Genomic DNA, 21,423 nt, shown 5'->3' on the forward strand with positions numbered 1-21,423 from the left:
ATGCCTCGATCGGTTCGTGAATGTGGGCTAGTTGGCGCTTTTGGCAAAGCAGGTTCCATACGCCCTTCTTGTGGGCTCGCGCATCGTGAGATCTGCGGAAGAGTGTATTTTTACAGTAAGTATCTTTATGACGGGCGCAACTGGGTGGCGCCCCTTTTTCTGTTTTGTTCTTCCGTTCGTCGGTAATTTTGGCCGTGTGTATGGTGCGGGCATGACTTTTCCGTGGAGTTTCATGTATTTTTCGACCCGATCAGAAATGTGGGTGTTGCTATGTTGTAAGTTTTGTATTGATGTGCATTCAAGTGCAGTCGTTGACAATCCATTTGCTGACTTTTTTGGCAAATCAATGCCTTACGAATCGCTTTCAGCGAACTAATGACAAAAATTGATCTGCGCTCGCGTGATAGGCGAGCTGCGTGGGGAGGGGCTTGTGCGAGCTGCATGGGCTAGGGCCGCGCTGGTTGCTTGTACGTTGCTCTCAAGCTTGGGGGCCAGTGCCGATATCACGGCGTCTGGTTCTTTGGTACGGGATACGACATGGCGAGTGTCCGACGGCGATGTCACGGTTGTTTCCGATCTTCTCGTCCCCAATGGCATTACGCTGAGGGTTGAGGCTGGGGTAACGGTTTATGTGACCCAAGCTGCAAGCATCGTTGTCCAAGGGGGGGCGCTTCAGCTAGCTGGGACCTCGCAGCAACCAGTTCGTCTGACCGCACAGATGGCCAAGGGCAGCGGAGTGGCGCCACGTGGCAGTTGGGGAGGCCTGGCAATCAATGCGGGTGGCAATGCGAGCCTGCTAGAGCATGTCGTCGTGGAGTACGGCAAGGGCTTACAGATCAACAATGCATCCCCCGTGCTCAATCACGTCACGTTGAGAGGTCACCAGGGGGCGGCGGTTCGCCTGGACGCTACGGCATCGCCAATTGGTGTGGGCAACTCAGCACAAGACAACGATGTCAATGCGATCTTGGTGGCGCCTGGCGTCGTTTCCGGTTCAGTGACCTGGGGCTTGCGGGGCATCCCTTACCTGCTGCAGACGGGGACGCTCTCGGTGGGCGCCCCGCCTTTGGTGCAGGGGATGAGTCCGGCCAGCCTGCAGGTTGGACAGAGTGCGTCCATTGCAGTGACTGGCACTCGATTGAGCGGATTGACGCAACCTCGCTTCGACCGGCGCGGCGTCTCCGCCGAGGTGGTGGGTAGCCCGACGGCGGGTGCGGCAACGCTCCGGGTGACAGCAGCACCTGATGCCGATGTGGGTTTGGCCACTTTTTCGGCGTTGACCGATGCGGGCGAGCTTGTGTTCGCCGACGCGTTCAGCATCGTCGCGCTGCAGCCAGAATTGAACAATATTGTTCCGTCGAAAATCAGCGTAGCCCAGGGGCCGGTCGAAGTCGTCCTGAGTGGGCTTCGCTTTGCCGAGGCCAGCTCGGCGATGCTCAATGGTGATCTGATTCCAAGCAGGTATATCAGCGCGACTGAATTGGCTGCGACGATACCGAACCAACCCCAAATTGCATCGTTGTCCGTGCGCGTCCGCACTGAGGACGCAGCGAAGCCGGGCAACTACTTCGTTTCGAACGAGGCCTTGTTGGCCGTTGAGGCCAACAAGCTGGCGTTGTCACCCGCTACGGCCAGCTTGGTCGTGGGCGCACAGCATGCTTTGACGTTGCGATTGGCTCACCCGGCACCGGTCGGCGGGGTCGAAATCGATCTGAAGAGCAACAATCCTGCAGTGTTGTCCGTGCCATCCCCTGTGATTTTTGCAGCGGGTGAGCAGGAAAAGAACGTTGTGGCACTTGCAGCCGCGGCAGGATCGGCCTCCGTGACCGCGACCCGAACTGGCTTTGCAAGCGCTGTAGCAAATGCGACGGTCGTAGCACCGCCCACACTGGATGTGGAGCCGGTACCACTGGCGATTCCGCCAGATGCCGTATCCCGTCCGTTCAAGCTCAAGTTGTCCCGCGCCGATACGATTGCGCATGTACTGACGCTTGCCTCCGTAAATTCGGCAGTGGCTGAAGTGACGCCGACACAATTGCAGCTTGAAGCAGGCCAGACTTCGATCACCGTCAGCATCAAGGGCAAGCTTGCGGGCCAGACCAAGGTCGTCATTACTTCACCCACCTTGGCGACCGTCGAAGTGCCGGTTTTTGTCACAGCTGACTACCGCGCCTTGTCGGTTAGCTTTGCTCCTCCATTGGGGGTGGTGGTCGCAGAGGCGCCTCAGCCACCAATCGACATTTCAGTTGGGCCGCTTACCAGCCGTTTGCTGGGCATCAACGTGGGCGCTGGTTACACCGCGCTTGCTCCGGATCGCATCACTGTCGGTACCACGGAATGGATCGCGTTGAATGGCATGGGTCTTGGCGATATCCGTAATGTGAGTTTCAGGCCCGGCGACGGCATGACTGCCGGTGTGCCGGAGCCGGCGGCGGATGGTCGTTCAGTTCGAGTGCAAGTGGCCGTTTCTGCCGATGCTGAGCCCGGTTTGCGGACCTTGGTCGTGACCGATGGTCAGGGCAAGGCGGTTCCGGCGGCAACTGCAGCTGCGGAACGCTTGCTGCTTACCCGTCCATTACCAGCGGTGCATTCGATCGCTCCGCTCCATGCGCTTGCGGGGCAGAACGTGGCGCTGACGGTGCGTGGCAAGCACTTGCAGGGTGCCAGCGCAATGCGCCTGTTGCCCGGTGAGGGCTTGGTGCTCGACGACAGTCCGGTGATCGCGCCGGATGGCTCCAGCATGACGCTGCAGCTTCAGGTCGGTGCAGCCGCCCTGCCAGGCAGTCATGTTCTGGTGCTTGAAACCGCAGCGGGTACTTCCAGCGAAACCGCGGGCCCCAACAACACCTTCAAGGTGGTGCAGCAGATCAACCAGACATTGGGGCCAGTGGTTTCGAGCGTGCTGGGGGTTTCCGTTGGGTCGGCAAACAACGATGTTCTGGTCCCGACCAACGCGTTTGCTCCCGAACTCGGCGTGATCTGGGGGAGCGGCATCAGTGCCGTGAGCCCGAATGTCGGTGTGGTTGGAACCAGCTTCACGCTGCGCTTGAGTGGCAATGGCCTTGCAAGCCTGACTGAATTGCAGGCCCTGCCGCCGGATGGCATCCAGTTTGGTAGCCCCGTGGTCTCGGCCGATGGGCGGCAGGTGGATATTCCGGTTGTGGTGGCTGTGGATGCGCCTCATGGCTTGCGAGAGCTACGGGCCATGGCGGGCACGAACGTGGTTCGGTTCAGCTCTGCAGAGTTGGAGCGCTTGCGTATCGTCGCGCCGCTGCCCGTGGTTGAGTCCGTTACGCCCAACTACCTGCTTCTCGGGGCGAATCCAGTCAGCATGACAGTGCGAGGGCGAAACCTGGCTCAAGCCAGTGAGGTACGCCTGCAGCCTGGTGAAGGGATGTCGATCAGTCCGCCGGTGGTGGCTGGGGATGGGCTCAGCCTGACGGTGACGGTGAGTGCCGCAGCGGCTGCCGTAGCCGGCGACCGGGTTGTGATGGTGACGACGCCAGCGGGTGATTCCACCGGTGTGGCGATGCCAGCCAACAAGGTGACCTTGAGCAGCCAGGTATTGTCGAGCGTGTCTCCTATCGCAGCGCCTGTCGTCGGTGTGCGTGTCGGTAACGAGGCGCAGGCCCAGCCATACGATGGCTTGCTGCTGGCAGGCCCGGTGGGAGTGCGGGTCGGCGAAGAGCCGGTCGTAGTTCCTGTCGAGCGGACGGTGCAGGCCAGCGCTTCGCTGCTTGGGGTCAGCGTAGGTGCCGTGTTGGATGGCGTCGACGAGTGGAGCGGCTTCCTGCCGGGGGCGAGCGGAACCTTGACCTACACCGGCGTCAACTTGCAATCGTTGCGAGGGGCCTTGGCCCTTCCTGCGGCTGGCGTGACGCTGGGGGCTGTCGTGGTGGCCCCGGACGGCCGTAGCCTGACATTGCCGATCAGCGTGGCGGCCGATGCACTGCCGGGCTGGCACACGATTGCATTGCAATCGGACACCGGCACCGTATCGGCACTTGGCCGTGCGCCAACGATCAAGATCAGCGAGGGTATCCCTGAGCTGACTTCGATGTCGCCCATTGTGGCCAAACAGGGTGAAACCACGTCGCTGGTATTCCGCGGCAACCGGCTGCGTCTGGTCGAAGGTTTGAGGTTTACGCCGGCGGTGGGGGTCGCACAGTCGGGCCCGCCGCAGTGGAGCACCGATACCTTTGGCGAAAAGCTGACCGTACCGGTGAGCGTGGCCAGCGACGCGGCACTGGGTGCGTTTGTGGTGCAACTGTGGGTCGCCGGTGGCGAAAGCGACGGTACTGCGGGGCCGACCAATACCTTGACGATTATCGCGCCGTGATACGGCGCAACACTAAGCAGGGCCTGATGGCGGTCAGTGCCCACAAGCTGGACCTGAAACCGCCATCGATGAACAGGGAAGGAGAGATCAAATGATGTTGGCAAAACAGGCAGGTAGGGCACTGGCAGTGCTGGCCCTGCTCCCGGCGATGATGGCGCATGCGTTCGAGAGCGGCAGTACCGGTTCCAATGGTGCTTTCAATCCCACGGTGAATACCGTGGTCGAGCTGCCGGCTTCCGGTATTCTCAATTACACCACGGTGAGTATTCCGGCGGGTGTGACGGTGAAGTTCAAGAAGAATGCCGCCAATACGCCGGTTGTCATCCTCGCTTCCGGCGATGTGACGATAGCCGGCACGCTCAACCTCGATGGCGACAAAGGCGCGGACAGCGGCACTGCCGGTGACGGCAATCAAGGCGATGACGGCTTGCCGGGAGCCGGTGGTCCGGGCGGATTTGCAGGAGGGCGTGGGGGCAAGGCACAAGCTACGAGCTCCAATGCAGACGGGATTGCAAAGAAGGCTCTATACACCGGTGGTGCAGCGCTTGGCCCCGGCGCTGGCGCTGGCGGCGGTCTTTCTTATCGCATTCCATATAGCGACGATCTCTACCGGATGGGGGGAGGTGGCGGTGGCCACGCTGGGGCAGGGGAGGGCTCATATCGATACAGACATGATCCTGGCTCTTCCTATGACAAAGGCGGCGGAGCGGCGGGTACTTCCTATGGGTCGGAGCTTCTTCTCCCGTTGATCGGGGGTTCGGGGGCCGGCGGCGGCGCCGGTGGCAGCAATTATCCGGGTACTGGTGGCGGTGGTGGCGGCGGCGCATTGCTGATCGCGGCCAGCGGAACGGTCAACATTACCGGTGGCATATATGCCAGAGGCGGTGCGGGCGGCAGTTCCGCAGGCACGGGTTATGGCGCATCGGGTGGTGGCGGTTCGGGGGGCGCCATTCGGGTGGTTGCCACCCGCATCTCGGGGAATGGTCAGCTGCAGGCCGGCGGTGGCTGGCGTGGTACAGCGAATGGTAGCAACGGCGACGAAACGTATACCGGTGGCAATGGCTCTTCTGGCCGCATCCGTCTCGAAGGCGAGTCCATCACCTACAACGGGGCCAACACGCCGACCTACAAGCCGGGCACGCCGGGCCCGATCTTTGTGGCCAATGCGCCTGCGCTGCGCATTGCCAAGGTGGCGGGCGTGGCCGCACCGGCCAATCCGACCGGCAACGCCGATATCGTGCTGCCGGAAGACCTGCAGAACCCCGTGACGGTGGAGTTCGAAACCAGCGGCGTACCGGTGGGCAATACTGTCATGCTGACCGTCACGCCGGCCTACGGTGATCGCGTTCTGGCGCAAAGCCCGGCGCTTGCCGGAACCGCGCAGAGCGCTACGGCGAGTGTGCAGGTCGCGTTGCCCAAGGGCCCGAGCACGTTGTCGGCGACGACCATGTACACCATCGTGGCTTCTCTGGGCGATGCGCTGTCGCACTATGCCAACAACGAGCGGGTGGAAAAAATCGCCGTGACTGCGGCACTGGGCCTGCCGGCCACGGGCACGGTGACCCTGATCACGGTCTCGGGCAAGACCTATGAAGTGCCGGCCTCCGTGCTGGGGCAGATTCCGTCTGTCTGAGTCGAGATGCGAACTGCACGGGGCTAAGCGCCGGTAACCATAGAGAAGAACAGCGATGCGCGGGATAGGTATGAAGCGATGGGGGCGTCCCCAGGGCCTTTTGTGGGCCTTGGTACTGGCTAGTGGCATGATCTGTGCCGCCGAGTTGACGATACTGGACGACGTTGTCGTCAAGTTCGGTCAGGATGCCCAACTGGTGGTGCGAGACAAGCTGAATGCTGGCAAGGGGGTGGTATTCACCAGCCGTGCCGACGCCAGCACAGGCGGCACCACCAGCGCGGATGAACCGCCCGTGCAATGGGGCGGCGTGCGGATCGAAAAGTCCGCATCCACCCATGGCCTGACGCTGGAACAGGCGACGTTCCGACAGGCTCAATCCGCGTTGACCGTACGCGGGTGGAAACCTGTGCTCAAGTCGCTGTATTTCTCCGGTAACGCTATTGGTTTGCGGCTACTGGATGCAGCCAGTCCGACGCTTGCGAACATGTCGTTCATTGGCAACGGCGTGGGCCTGCTGGCCGAATCCGGCTCTGCGCCCACGGTCACCAACAGTCAGTTCAGCACGAACACCAGCCACGCCATTTCCAATCTGAACCCACAAACGCCGGTGCTGGCTGCCGGCAATTGGTGGGGCCACAGCACGGGCCCCAAGGACAGCATTGCCAATCCGCAGGGCTTGGGGGATGTGGTTTCGGCTGGCGTTAACTATGGCAGCTATCTCAGCGCCGCGCCGCTGCTTAACCCCAGTGTGCGGTTGACGAATTCGGCTCCATATTTCGAGCAACACAATGTGGCGCTGGAAGTTTCCTGCGCCAACGCAACGGAATACCGGATTGCCGAAAACGGGGCCTTTGCCGGAGTTTCGTTCAAACCGCTGCCTAATGGCAGCGCAACGGTCGATTTTGAGACCTCGGCGGGTGACGGTGCCAAGGCGATTTCGGTGCAATTTCGCAATGCAGCTGGAACGATCGCTACAGCTGCGCTGGCGGGTTCCGTACTGGTGGATACGCAAGCCCCGCAACTGGCCATTACGAATCCGGCCGCAGGTAGTTACGTTTCAGACCCAATTTCTATTGATGTCGAAGCGTCGGATGTCGCTGGTGTCAAACAGGTAGAGTTTTACCTGGATGGAGCCCTGTTAGGGGTAAAAACCGCTGCACCTTATTCGATAGTGTGGGACCCGAGCAGTGTTTCCGAATCTGCTCATGCCTTGAGAGTGGTGGCGATCGATCAGAATGGACGTGTTTCGGAGAGAACGAATACGGTGTCTGTGGTACGGTCGCCGTATGCTGTACGTGTGATCTCCCGTAACCTACCAATCAACAACTACACGGCATCGTCTTGGGATCGGTCGGACACGGCATATGCAGGTTTCAATTCCGGGTACTGGTTGGCGGGGGCCTTTTCCGGGTGGATCAAGGTTGATCTCGGGACCGAATACACGATTTCCAAGGTTTCTTATGCAACTGGGGTGTTGACTCGTACTGGGGCTGACTCGGAAACTCGGGTTGAAAAAATACTGTTGTCTTCCAACGGAAGTGACTTCGTTGAAAGTTATTCTGAGTCTGTTTTTGCAAAACATGACGTGCGTCGAGACGTTGTTATAGCCTCGAAGGTCGGCCGGTATCTGCAAATTTCTGTACCCAGTTCGCAGAGTTGGGTGGGGCTGAGAAATATCGAAGTGTATGGGGTTCCATATCCCCCGAACGCAACTCCTGATACATCAGGTCCGGATCTAAGCAACGCCAAGCTTGGTGCGGTTGCTTTGGCCGATGGGGCCTCCATTCAGCGTAGTACCGTGGTGGGCATTGACATCAGCGACCGCAGCGGTATTTCCAAGGTCGAGCTGCTACTGGATGGCGCAGTCGTTGGCACGGCTTCGGGCGTGGCGAATTATTCGGCAACGTTGGATATCAGCAAGGTGCCGAATGGGGCGCACGTCCTGGGTTTCCGCGCGACCGATTCGCTGGGCAATGTCAGCACGCAGAACTTCAATATCAATGTGACGCATCAGCTGCCGGATGCACCGCGCTGGAGCAGTCCGGCCGCGGGCACCGTGACGCGGAATGCCACCTTGCAAGTTGTCGGTCTTGCGCCTGCAGCTAGCACGGTGCAGACGCTGATCAATGGTCAGGCTGCAGGCGGGACAGTGGTAGCCGGCAATGACGGCAAGTTCTCGACCACGGTCACCTTGAGTCCGGGCGCCAACCAGATCCAAGCGACGGCGACTGATCAATGGGGAACCAGTGCGTTGTCGGCCGCGTTGTCGGTAACGCTCGACATCACGGTACCGGCAAGTCCGTCCAATCTGGTGGCGACAGCGCAAGCATCGGGCAAGGTGCGTCTCTCCTGGACCAAGTCGACCGATTCGAATACCACGGGCTACGACCTCTATCGCGCTGCCGTGCCGTTCGCAGCAACGGCTGAAGCAACCAAGCTGAACCATAGCCCGCTCGCGGTCACGGTTTATGACGATCTTCCGTCGCAGGACAGCGCCTGGTACTACCGTGTCGTGGCGGTGAATAGCGTCGGCACGCCGTCGGTGCCAACCGAACAGGCCCAGGTTGTGTCGGATGGCACGGCGCCGCATGCGATTTCCCTGGTCTTCAACCCCCAAGGCAAGGTTGACCCGGCCAGTGGCCGCGTTGGCCAAGGCAAGGTAGGCGTGACGCTGAAGGTTAGCGAAGCGTTGCAGGCTGATCCGTATCTGGCCATCGTGCCGCAGGGCGGGGCGCCGATCACGATCGAGCTGGTCAAGACCGATGCCACCACTTATACCGGCTCCTTCCAGGTTGATGCCAACACACCAGCCGGCACTGCCAATGCACTGTTCTCGGCACGTGACCTGGTGGGTAACCGTGGTACCGAGATTGACAGTGGCGCGACGCTCAAGATCGATACCGCCGGGCCTGTGGTGACGGCGCTCGTCGTCGATCCTGCTGCACCGCTGCGCGCAGACGCTGCCAGCGCAGTGACTGTGACGTTGACGCTGGACAAGGCCATGAAGGCTGGCGTAGCGCCACAACTGTCGTACAGTCTGTCCGGCCCGTTGCGTAGCCCAGTGGCAATCACCGGTGTGACGCAGTTGAACCCGACCACCTGGCGCGGCAGTTTCACCTTGCCGGGCGACGCGGGTGCCAGCACGCCCGAAACCCTGTCGTTCGCGGTTCGCACCGAGGACGATCTGGACAATATCTCGACCCGGATCACTGCGGCCAATCGCTTCCAGGTGTATCAGGGCAATCTGCCGCCGCTTGAAGTGCCCTTCGCGTTGACCGCCAAGGCGCAGCCGGGCGGCAAGATCACCCTGAGCTGGCAAGCCGTCAATGAGGCCTCGGGCTATCAGTTGTATCGCCAAGCACCGGGCGAGACTGTCCTGACGCCGCTGGCACGGGTTACCGGGGTTCAGCATCTCGATGTCACCACGCAGGATGGCAAGTATCGCTATGCCGTCGCCTCCGTTCGCCTATCCAATGGCCAGGAGTCATTGTCGGAGCAAAGCGTGGTGGTGGAAGTCAGTGCCAGCGCCACGGCACCTGGCGCACCGCAAGGCCTCAATCTGCAACTGACCGGACAAGGGATTGTTGCGCGCTGGCTGGCGCCGTTAGCCAGTGCAGTGGATAGCTACAACCTGTATCGCAGCAACGGAACGGAGATTACCTCGATCGATGGCAAGACGCCGTTGAGAACAGGGATCCGGCAGACTGCCGCCGTCGATGCCACGCCATCGCCGACCGAGCACGCCTACGTGGTGACGGCCGTCGATGCCGCTGGCAATGAATCGGCCATGTCCAACTCGGCGTACCTGAATGCCACCTTGTTGCCGGTGCCGTCGCTCAAGGTCGAACAGATAGGCAATACCTTGCCCAAGCTGAGCTGGGGGGCTTCGCGCTCGGCTGTGGCTGGCTATCACGTCGATCTGGGTGATGCGGCCAAGACCCGCCTCACCGTAACGCCGCTGGCTGCGCTGGAATATGTGGATACAGGTTTCACCGCCGGCGACCGGTATTACACCGTATCGGCAGTCGATGGCGACGGCGTGGAAATGGCCCGCGGCATCCGCCTGCCAGCCGTGGCCTTGCAGGTCGCATCCGGCCTTCCAGTGAAGCGTGGGGTAATGAACCGGCTGCAGGTTCAGGTCAGCAACACCTCGACTGCAGCCTTGGCCAATGCCAAGGTCGTGATCAAGCTGGGTAACAAGCGCCATGTCTCCGATGCTTTCAGCCTCGCCGCGAATGAAACCCGGCTGGTTCCGGTTGTGGTCGGCGGTTATGCCGATCTGCCTGGGTTGACTACCGCGCAGCTTGGCCTGGAGCAGGAGCCCAACGAAGGCGAACTCGTCAGTCTGGTACAGGATGTCCAGTTCGAGATTGGCGATAGTACGCTGGTTGTGGGTATGGCGACCGATTCGTTCGTCCGTGGTGCAGTTGGTAAGGTACGCCTTACGATCGAGAACACCAGCGACGTCGAGGTCGAGCTGCTGACCGCCCGCAACAACGGGCAGACTGCCTCGAACGAGCTGCGGTTCAAGTTGCTCGACGGCGATGGCAACGTCCTGACCAACCAGCCCTATCTGCAGGCGCTGGGCGCCAACGTGATCACCTTGACCAATGGTCAGACGGTGGCCCGGATCCCGGCGGGTGCCAGTTATACCTCCGACGCATTCGAGCTCAACGTGCCGGCCAGCAGCCCGGATCGACTGCGGGTGGTGCTTGAAGTGGATAAATTGCGGTACCACAGTGGCCGAGCGGACGAGGTGGTGATCGCTGGCCGCGGCTCGGAACGCTCGGTGTCGCTGCTTGATACCGCCTATACCGCGGAGCTTACCGACATCAGCCCAGTCAACTCGTTTGGGGATGAGGACGTCATCATCAAGGGGCAAGCCTTGGATAGGGCGACCCAGGCACCGCTGCCCAATACCCGCGTCAAGCTGGTGCTGAACCAGCAAGGGTTCGAGCGGGTGTTCATGGTGCTGACCGATGCAACCGGTGCATTCAGCCAAACGTTCAAGCCCACGCTGACCGATGCGGGTCTGTACAAGGTGAGCGCGGTGCATCCGGATGTCACGGATAGGCCTGAGCAACGCAGCTTCACCATCAACCGTGTCACGGTGGCCCCGACACCTTACAAGCTCGATGTGCCGAAGAACTACCCGTTCAGCATTCCGTTTGTGGCCAAGGCGGGCGTTGGCACCACGGCGCGCAATCTGCGCCTGGTCTTGAACCCGGCCAGCCAGCCGACAGGCCAGCTCCCGGCGGGCATCAGTCTCAAGCTGCCGGCCGCGGTCAACCTCAGTGAACGGCAAGCGCTGAATGTCCCGGTCCTGTTTACGGCGGATAACACCGCCCAGAACACCGGTTCGGTGATCCTGGATGTCTATAGCGATGAGCATGCGCAGACGCCGCTGAGCCAAGTGCGTGTCAATTACACCTTGTCGGAGGCCAAGCCTTTCCTGGTGGGCAAACCCAGCCTGGTCGAAACCGGGGTGGCGCAGGGCGCTACGCAAATTGAATCGATCACCGTACAGAACAAGGGCTTGCAGGACGCCTTGAATCTGCAGTTCACGCTGATGCGGGCCGACGGCAGCGCAGCGCCGTCTTGGGTGAGTTTGGCAAGTCAGGCCAATGGCACCCTCAAGGTCGGCGAGCAGCAAACAATCGATGTGAGCTTCACGCCAAGCGAAGCCGTGGCGGAAGGTGTCTACGAGTTCAAATTGATCGTCAGCGGCGACAACGTGCCGCAGCAGTCGATGAACGTCTACGCCAGCGTCAGCCAGAGCGGCGTGGGTGGTGTGCTGTTCAAAGCCTCGGACATCTTCACCGCCACGGTGGGCAAGAGTGGCCAGCTGATCCCGGGTCTGGCAGGTGCCACGATCACGGTACAGAACGAGGAAGTGGCCACCATTACCCACGAACTCAAGACCGACAGCCTGGGTGAGGCGTTGTTCCAGGATCTGCCTGCAGGTCGCTACAAGTTCCGGGCCAAGGCCAACAACCACCAGGAGGTCGGTGGCCGCTTGCAGATCAAGCCGGGGATCACCCAGACCCAGCCGGTGTTCCTCGACTACAACCTGATCACCGTGGAATGGAGCGTACGGGAGGTAACGATCCAGGATCGTTACGACATCATCCTGAATGCCACATTTGAAACGGACGTCCCTGCGGCCGTGGTGGTGATGCAGCCGCCGAGTATCAACTTGCCCAAGATGGCAGGTGGCGACGTGTACTACGGCGAACTCAGCCTGACCAATCACGGTTTGATTCGTGCCGATAACGTGAAGATGCACCTGCCCAAGAGCGATCAATTCTTCCGCTTTGAATTCCTGGTGGATGTACCTCCCACGCTGGAAGCCAAGCAACGCATCACCATTCCTTACCGCGTGGTGGCGCTGAAGTCGCTGGAAGAGGCGGCGGGTGGCAGTGCCAGCGGTGCAGGTTGCTACAGCTACAGCAACCGTGCGGAAGTGACGTGCAGCTTTACGTGTATGAATGGTGAGGAGTCGCAGTGCGGCAGTGGCAGCTCATGGTTCTCGTCGAGCAATAGCACCTGCTCGGGTGGTAGTGGCGGCGGTGGCAGCGGCGGCGGTGGCGGTGGTGGCAGCGGTGGCGGCAGCGGTGGCGGCTGGGGTGGCGGCAGTACCAGCACGCCGATCTTGATGAAAGGCAAGAAGTGCGTGTTCGTGCCCAAGGGCGATGGCGAATCGGAATGCGAATGACCAAGAACGTAATGAATAACTACAAGTTGATTGCCATGCATTTGAAACAGTCACAGAGTTGGTCGAGCATCGCCAAGCGCTTCGTTGCGGGGCTGGCCCTTGCCATTTCGGCGCTGCTGCCCGGTGTCGTGCGGGCCGATTCCGGCCTCACCGTCACGGTGCCCAACGGCTATGCCAACATCTCGGTCGAGGATATCCGGGTGCAGAGCCCGGCCGGACCGGTGCGCTGGCAGCGCAAATGGGATGGTCAGGAGTGGAAGTTCAACCCCCAGTGGGAAAGCCTTTCTCAGTCGTGGAACAACATGACTGGGGGGATCACCACCGGCTTTGTCGGCGGTGCCTCAAGTGGCTGCTCGGTCTGGGTCGATGAAGACTGGCAGCCGTCCGGTGGCTTGGTCAGCATCGGTGGCGCCCCGGTCGGCAAGATGTCGGGCGCGCGAAGCACGCCATTCAACCGGGCCATGGGTGACAAGGTCGCCGACTACCCGGTCGCGGCCAGGGTCAACGTCGACTACGCCAGTCTGTGCATGGGCGGCGGCCTCTCATCGCCCAACTTCGAATACGAAGGTTTCCGGCGCGGCAGCGAGCTTTACCTGGGCGAGAACAATCGTTTTATGTTCAGCAGCCGCTCCTTCCTGGAAAAGGCCAGTACAAAGGCGGTCTACATCGGCAGCAGCGGCGGAGGCAGCAGTGGCACTGGCGGCATCAGCGTTGGCAGCATTCCGCTCGAACCGAAACCGGTCGAGAAGGGCTTTCGCTGGACGCACAAGGAAGGGGACTGGATTGAATACGACGCCCGTGGCCAAGTGCTCTCCTACGGCGACAAGAATGGCAACACCATCTGGCTGACCCGTGACGGCGACGGCCGGCTCGCTGGCGCCGTGGACGGCAACGGCCGGGTCGCCTTCAGCCTGCATTACACCGATGACTTGCTCACCGAGGTGCGTGACTACCCGGTTGCCGGGCACGCCCAGGATCTGGCGCCACGCAGTGTCAAATACCAGTACGACGATGCCAACCGGCTGATTGCCGTCACCGACGTGCGTGGCAACACCACCCGCTACGACTATGACAACGGCAACCACATCATCAAGATCACCGATCCGGAAGGCCGCATCGAACAGATCGCCTACAACGGAGGCATCGTCGCCAAGCGCACCGCACCCGACGGCGGTGTCACCGATTACCTGTTCGAATACGACGACGTCAACAAACAGTTCATCAGCAAGATCACCGGCCCCGAGACTGCCGCCGGCCGTCGTGTCGAAGACCTGACCCACAACCGCCAGGGCCTGTTGGTGCGGCGCCTCGTCAATGGCCAGACCGACGAAGAAATCAAATACGACACCGGCGCGCGCGCCGAGCTACGCACCAACGCCCGCGGCTTCACCACCCGCACCGTCAAGAACGAATTCGAGCAGATCACCCAGATCGACCGACCCGATGGCAGTAGTTATAAGCGCAGCTACAGCACGCTGAACCTGGTGCCGACCGAGGAAATCGACGAACTCGGCGTCAAGACCCAGTACCAGTACGACGGCAAGGGCAATCTGCTAAAGCGGATCGAAGCCGCCGGCCTGCCCGAGCAGCGCGTGACCGAATACGTGGTCAACAGCCAGGGCAGGGTCACCCGCACTACGCGCAAGGGCCGCACTGAAGCCAACGGCACGGTCACACCGGATGCCAGCTGGCAGATCGGCTACGACGCGCTGGGCCTGATCAGCCAGACCACCGACCCAGAAGGCCATGTACGGCACTACCTGTACGATCGCGTCGGCAACCTGGTGCAGTTCACCGATCCGCGCGGCAATAAAACACGCTTCGAAGTCGATGCCGACGGCTATTTGCTCAGTACCACCGATGCGCTGGGGCGCAGTGCCAGCTACAGCTACGACAAGGTTGGTAACCTGACCAGCTATGTGGATGGGCGCGGCAAGGCGATACAGGCGGCTTACGACGCCTTGAACCGCCTGATTCGCACCACCAATCAGGTAGGCGGGGAATCCACGCTCAAATATGACGCGCAAAACTCACCGGTGGAAGACACCGATGAGGATGGTCGCCGTACCGTTGCCGAGTTCGATAACTTCCTGCGCCTGACCCGCCAGATCGATGCCGTGGGCAATGTCACGCAATATGGTTATCAGCTCCCCGATGGCAGCCGGGGCGCGCTTTACAGCCCGACCGAAGTCAAGTTCCCCACCTTTACGCAGCAGAATCGATTCGATCAGCGCGAACAGCCCACGACGCAAACCACGCTGAACCCAAACAGCCTGGGCACCGAAGGGCTGGTCAACAGCTATGAATATGACAAACGCGGCCAGGTCAAATCCGAAACAGATGCCAATGGCAAGACGCGCTTTTATCGCTATAACGCCTTTGGTTTCATTGCCGAAATCACCGACAGTCTGGGCAATAAAACCGCATCGGACTACGACGTAAACGGCAATCTGCTGCAAATCACCGATGCCAAAGGCCGGGTCAGCCGATTTGAATACGACCGCAATGGGCGCGTGATCAAGGATATTCTGCCCATGGGGCAGACCACGTCGTACGGCTATGACGCGGCAGGCAATCTGAGCCAGCGCACCGACGCCAACGGCAACGTCAGCCGCATGAGCTACGACGCCGGAAACCGTCTGGTTGAAGTCAAGCAGTATCGCAATGGCAGTGTATTGAGCCGTACCAGCACGTACACCTGGGACGAAGAAGACAATCTGCTCAGCTGGAGCGATGTCGATGCAACGCGGCCGGCCGGTCAACAGACCACCAGTGGCACGCTGAGCTATGACAACGCCAGCCGCAAGACCCGCGAAACGGTCAGCTACCCCACACCGGATGGCGCTGGCTACACCCTGGCCTTCGATTACGGTTACAGCCTTGCAGGCAATAAGACCAGCCTCACCTGGCCCGATGGCACGGCCATCACCTATGGCTACAACGGCAACGGCGCGCTTGAAACCGCCACGATCCCCGGCGAAGGCACCATCAGCGTCAATCAATTCAAGTGGCTGGCGCCTGCCAAGACCACGTTGCCCGGTGGCACGACGCAGGAGCGCGTATTCGACGGCCTATTGAATCTGGAGGCGTTGAAAGTCAGAACCCCTGGCCAGCAAACGGTACTGAATGTCGCCAATAGCTATGGCAAGGTTCAGGAGCTCAAGGCCAATCAGCGTACCGATAGTAGCGCCAGCGGTAGCAGCACCAAGAACAGCACGTTCAGCTATGACGATGAAACGCGGCTGACCAGCGTGGAAACCGATAGCGGTGGCCTGTTTGGCACCGAGACCGAAAGCTTCAAGCTCGATGCCGTCGGCAACCGCGTCGCCCACAGCAAGATCACCGGCGCCTGGGTCTACGACAACAACAACCGCCTGCTCCAGCGTGGCAGCGGCAGCAACGCCACGACCTACGAGTACGACGAAATCGGCAATCTGCTCAAGCAGACCGAGCCTGGTAACAAGGTTACCCAGTATCGCTACGATACGCAGAACCGGCTGACCGAGGTACTCGATGCCGCCGGCAAGCGGATTGCCGAATACGGCTACGATCCGCTCGATCGACGCGTCTGGAAGACTCAGTATCAGGATGGCCAGCGCAATGGGCTGAACCCGGCCAACCGCACCTATTACCTGTATGCCGACGAAGGCTTGATCGCTGAGGCCGAGCAAGCCATAGCCCTGAATGCCGATGAGAGCGTAAGCGATATCGGTACTCCGGCCCTGGTCACGCAGTATGGCCCAAGGCCCGATAGCGAATTCACCACTGGCTATCTGTTTGTCAAAACCCGCAATAGCAGCGATCAGCCCACCTTTGCCTACTACCACAACGATGAGTTGGGCAAGCCGCTGCAGGCCACCGACAAGGCTGGCCGTATCGTTTGGGCCGCAAACTACAATGTGTTCGGCCAGGCAACGCTCATCACCCCGGCAGCCACTGCGGAAAACCCGACCATTGCGTCGAACCTGCGCCTGCCGGGCCAATATGCCGATACGGAAACCGGGCTGCATTACAACTTGCGGCGTTACTACGACCCAAGCATCGGCCGCTATATCACGATGGACCCCGTCGGGCTCGACGGCGGGATCAACCAATACCGCTACGCCTATGCCGACCCGGTGAATAAAACTGATCCTACTGGCGAAATCGTACCGCTTGTTGCCGGTGGAGTGGTTGTTGCCGAGGCTTATGCCACCTGCGTCGCCGAATGCATGGCGGAAAATGTAGTCATCAAGGAACTCACCGACGAGTGCCAGAACCTGACCGGTGATTTAAAAGACTGTAGCTTGAGTTGCCTGCTGGGCCCATTCGGACGTTTGGCCAAGTGGGGGTGGAAGGGGGCCAAGCGCGGCTGGGAGTGGGGCAAGCGCGCCTGGGATAGTTTGCCCTGCGCCATTAACAGCTTTCCTTCGGAAACCTTGGTGCATGTCCGGCCTGTAAAGGCTATGGAAAACGATGCTCAGCTCGGCAAGGTGGAGCTGAAGCCGATTTCCGAACTCAGGGTCGGCGATGAAGTCCTCGCTCAATCGGACTGGAAGGACAAGGGCAAATCGGCCAAGCGTGATCAGCGCCTGAGCTACGAAAAGATCACCGATATCTTTACCAGCCAGAAGCAGCAAACGCTGGTCTATTTGACGCTGGATAACGGCGAGCAACTGACCGCAACCGAGGGGCACCCGTTCAAAACGACAGAAGGCTGGCGTGATGCCGTTCTGCTGAAGAAGGGCGGGAAACTGCTGCTCAAGGGCAGCGACGGCGATGCTGATGCAGAACGAACGGCTACGATTGCCGAAGTTCGTACCGAACAGAAGACGTTGCATGTCTTCAATCTGGAAGTGGCCAATGCCCATACCTTCTTCATCGGGGAAGCGGGGCTGTTGGTGCACAACGGCAAGGGTTGTAGAAACCCAATTGTTCAGGAAGCTATACAGGCGGGGAAACGTGCACATAAGGCTTACAAGGATGTTCTAGGTCACGTGGAACAGGCTCTGGAAAACGGAATGCGCCCAGATTCAATTGATTGGGTGAATAAAATTGTTCGTGAGCTGAAACCGGACACCCCTAGTGGAATAAAAAAAGGACTCAAGCAATTGGATGGGTATGTTAAGCAGCTGGAGAAGGAGACAGGCGAAAAATGGCAGGGGTTTTTGGATTTGTATAGGTCGGGAAAATGAACCTGAATGATGAGTTAAAGAAGATAGTTGGACTTTCCTTTAAACGGTGTGGGTTTAAAAGGGTGAGCCAGAAGTGGGTCTTGGAGGGGGAAGGTTGTTATTTGATCTTTATTTTTGATTGGTCGAGAAATTCAGATAGTTACTACTTTAGAGTTTGTTTTTGGTTTCCTGAAATTGAGCCGTTGCCAGAGAAGTTGCCACACTCTGGCGGCTACCATATGAGCGCGGAGCTGGCAGATATAGTGACGAATGCGGAAGACCTGGAATTGCAATTTTCTAATCGAGGCGGATATCACGCACCTGCTGATGAGCGGGTGCGGATAATTGGTTCGCTCTCCGATAGCGTCGTTTCTAGTTTGGCTGAAAATTGGTCGTCGGTGAGCTTGATAAAAGAGAAGTATTTCTGTGGGCTGCTAAAAAAAGCAGGGATAAGTTTTAAAGTAAGGGAATACTTTGGAGATACGGAGTGGCTGGAGAATAGGGTTCGCCCCGATGGGGAGATTACGATTCATGTGCCCGATGAGTAGCTTGGAAAAATGGGGTCAGGTCTTGCCTTTTGCGTCGATTTTGTATAGCTAGTTGCGGAGCTTGGAGACAGCTGGCTAAGCGCTTGTCACGGCAATTCTCTAAACAATTGTCGCTCGCACGACGCGGGCCAATAGGTAAAGACAAGCTGGAGATCCTTTTCGTCAGAGCGGGTAAATCTCAATGGCTGCCAGATTGCTTGAAAAATCGCCCTGGGAGGGGATGTGCAACGTTTCGTCGTGTTCTTGCTGGTGTTGGCCGGCGTTTTTTGGGGTTGGCAACATTTTTCAAAGTCAGGTGGCGCGACAGTCGCTGACCTCGATGAAACGCAAATCCGCGCGCTGGCTGCCACGGTGCGAGCCGATCAGGTGGTGATGTATTCCACCACCGAATGTGGCTATTGTACGCAGGCCAAATCCTGGTTGCAGCAGTACGGTTTTGATTTTACCGAATGCAATATGAGTATCGATGCGCAGTGCGTACGCGAGTTCGAGCAATATGGGGCTACGGGCACGCCTTACCTGGTGATCCGCCGTGCCGGGCGTGAGCACCATATGAAGGACGGATTCGATTCCGCTGAATTCCTGGCCGCGCTGTAAGCGTGGCCATCGTGCCGCAAGTATAGTCTGATGTATGCAGTGTAGTGTCTAAGGGCGGATCGTTTCGACATAGGATTGGTTGCATAAAAACGCATGAAGTTACTTTACAATTTATCTACTGTTGCACTTAATCCGTGAACACATTCATCAAACGGGCTGGCGTCAAAATGCCATGGTTCCCCATTGTTATTGCATTGCTGTTTTGGGGTGTGGCTCAAGCCGACACGCAAATCAGCGGTTCGATCTCACAAAACGCTACTTGGCAGGCGGGCGATGGCCCCTATGTGTTGAGCGCCGATGTGCTGGTGCCATCGGGCGTGACGTTGACCATCGAACCTGGGGCGTTGATCTATATGAGCCCCGGCGCGCGTATTGTCGTTGACGGTGGCTCGATCAAGGCGCTTGGTACGCAACAAAATCCGATCAAGGTGACCGCGCTCGCGAGCAGGTCGGGCCAGCTGCCAGCCAAGGGCGAGTGGGGTGGCTGGATATTCCGAAATGCCACTGTGCTCAGTCGCTTGGATTACGTGGATATTGAGTACGGCAAAGGGATTTCGGTCAGCGCGGCATCGCTTGAAGTCAATCATGTGACTATCAAGGGGCACCAAGGGGCGGCCATACAGATTGACGCAAGCTCGTCGCTCTTTGGCGCAGGCAACTCAGCGCTCGAGAATGACCTGAACGCAATTTTGGTCCCTGCAGCGGATATCAAGGGCACGGTTACCTGGGGCGTGAAAGGAATTCCTTTTCTGGTCCAATCTGGCGTGTTGTCTGTGGGCGTGTCGCCCTCGATCGCATCGGTAACCGGGCCTGTGCTCGAGCGCGGGCGTTCCGCTGTATATGAATTTGCCGGCTCTCGTCTTGCTGGCTTGGCAAGTGTCCGCCCGGAAGCATCCGGGCTGACGGCGAAAATCACATCGATCAATGGCGATGTTGGCGGTCGCTTTGAAGTCAGCGCCGCAATGGATGCGCCGCTTGGCCCAGTGGCAATCACGACCCTGTCCGATGCCGGTGAGGCTAGGCTGGCAAACGCACTGACCATCGTGCCAAGAAAGGGAAGGCTGACGGCGATGTCGCCTAACCGTGTCGTGGTCGGGCAGGGCGCGGTTTCGGTGGAATTGGGTGGCGATACCTTTGGCCCCGAGTCCCGGGCATTGCTCGATGACAAGGAAATACCCACGCAACTGGTTGACTCGAGTCGGATACGGGTAACGGTGCCAAATCAGACCAAAACAGGTGGTTTGGCTTTGCGGGTACGCAACCCGGATGCCGATACATCAGGTGGCTACGCATACACTGATCCGCTTCAGCTGGCTGTTGATGCACAATCGCTCTTGTTTCAGGATGCCAATGTGTTGATTGCCAATGGTGAAAGCAAGGTCACCCAATTGCGTTTGTCCTACCCGGCTGTTGAGGATACGGTTATCAAACTGACGAGCAGCAATCCTGCGGTGGTATCGGTGCCGGCTACGGTTCTGTTTCCCGCGGGCTCGAACGAAAAAACCGTGCAATTAACGGCGGTGGGCGGCGGTACGGCGACCATATCCGCGAATCAGAATGGATATACCACGGCATCGCTCAGTGCAGTGGTCGATGTTCCGCTCTCGGCATCTGTTGAGCCTTCGGCGCTGGTGCTGCCTATTGGCGGCGCGGATCGGCAATTTACGCTTTCGTTATCGCACGTCGAAACGGCGGCGCACACGTTTAGTTTCAGTGTTGCGAATCCGGCGATTGTGTCGCTGGCCGCAAGCTCCGTGACTATCGTGCCTGGGCAGGTGAGTGTGCCGGTCAAGCTAAAAGGGCTGGCTGAGGGCTATACCGAAATCACCGCCACGTCGCCTATGGCAGGTACGGTTTCAATTCCGGTTTATGTCAGTGCCGAATATGATGCGCTCTCAACGACGCATACCTATCCCCTGGGTATTTATATCCCCGGTGGCGAGTACATCGGCCGCTCGGATATCGTGAACACCACCGCCTCGCCAAGTCTCGGCATCTTTGTCGACGCGCCTGGTGCGCGTGAGGAAGATCCGCGTTACGTCATTGTCTCGCCATCGCTTTGGATTCGCGTTGGCAATCCGGATGAAGGCGCTTCGCCGCTGGGCGAAATCGTGTCGCAGCCCATGGATGTTGTCGTTGGGTCGATTCTTTCGAGTTTGGGGCCTACCAGCCTGGCTCGTGGGCAGATTGCCGAATTGATCGTGTATGGCGCAAATCTTGATGGTGTCAATCAAGTGAGCGTATCGCCAGCGCAGGGAATTGTGATTACGGGATATGCCCCCGCACAAGATGGTCGATCGGTGCGGATATCGTTCAGCGTTGCAGCCGATGCCACATTGGGTGGGCGGCGCTTTACCTTGGCGACGCCCACCGGCGTGATTCCCGCGAAAAACGGTGCAGATCGGCTGCTTATTGTTCCTTGATATTGATTGTGAGAT

At 59.3% G+C, this 21,423-nt stretch carries 7 protein-coding genes; all 7 read left to right on the forward strand.

Features of this window, described 5'->3' with window-relative positions; all coding sequences use genetic code 11:
• Positions 1–544: 544 nt before the first annotated feature.
• The 7 genes from NLI84_RS08400 to NLI84_RS19290 all read left to right on the forward strand — a co-directional run bounded on the left by NLI84_RS08400 (position 545) and on the right by NLI84_RS19290 (position 21,408).
• Positions 545–4,339, forward strand: a complete 3,795-nt coding sequence (locus tag NLI84_RS08400) for a choice-of-anchor Z repeating domain-containing protein (protein ID WP_255989550.1) — start codon at positions 545–547, stop codon at positions 4,337–4,339.
• Between the two features lie 91 nt (positions 4,340–4,430).
• The gene (locus NLI84_RS08405) at positions 4,431–5,972 is read left to right on the forward strand and encodes a hypothetical protein (RefSeq protein WP_255989552.1); all 1,542 of its coding nucleotides are present in this window, start codon (positions 4,431–4,433) and stop codon (positions 5,970–5,972) included.
• 127 nt (positions 5,973–6,099) lie between these two features.
• On the forward strand, positions 6,100–12,687 hold the full coding sequence (locus NLI84_RS08410) for an Ig-like domain-containing protein (RefSeq protein ID WP_255989553.1): 6,588 nt from the start codon (positions 6,100–6,102) through the stop codon (positions 12,685–12,687).
• On the forward strand, positions 12,684–17,861 hold the full coding sequence (locus tag NLI84_RS08415; RefSeq protein ID WP_255989554.1) for an RHS repeat-associated core domain-containing protein: 5,178 nt from the start codon (positions 12,684–12,686) through the stop codon (positions 17,859–17,861). The genes NLI84_RS08410 and NLI84_RS08415 overlap by 4 nt, the downstream gene beginning before the upstream one ends.
• Complete coding sequence (locus NLI84_RS08420) at positions 17,858–18,388, forward strand: hypothetical protein (RefSeq protein WP_255989555.1); 531 nt, start codon at positions 17,858–17,860, stop codon at positions 18,386–18,388. The genes NLI84_RS08415 and NLI84_RS08420 overlap by 4 nt, the downstream gene beginning before the upstream one ends.
• Positions 18,389–18,610: 222 nt before the next feature.
• The gene (locus tag NLI84_RS19155) at positions 18,611–18,985 is read left to right on the forward strand and encodes a glutaredoxin family protein (protein ID WP_255989557.1); all 375 of its coding nucleotides are present in this window, start codon (positions 18,611–18,613) and stop codon (positions 18,983–18,985) included.
• Positions 18,986–19,119: 134 nt separating this feature from the next.
• Positions 19,120–21,408, forward strand: coding sequence for a choice-of-anchor Z repeating domain-containing protein (locus tag NLI84_RS19290; RefSeq protein ID WP_255989558.1), 2,289 nt, complete (start codon positions 19,120–19,122; stop codon positions 21,406–21,408).
• Positions 21,409–21,423: the final 15 nt, after the last annotated feature.

The organism is Chitinolyticbacter albus (assembly GCF_024437655.1).
Lineage (GTDB): Bacteria > Pseudomonadota > Gammaproteobacteria > Burkholderiales > Chitinibacteraceae > Chitinolyticbacter > Chitinolyticbacter albus.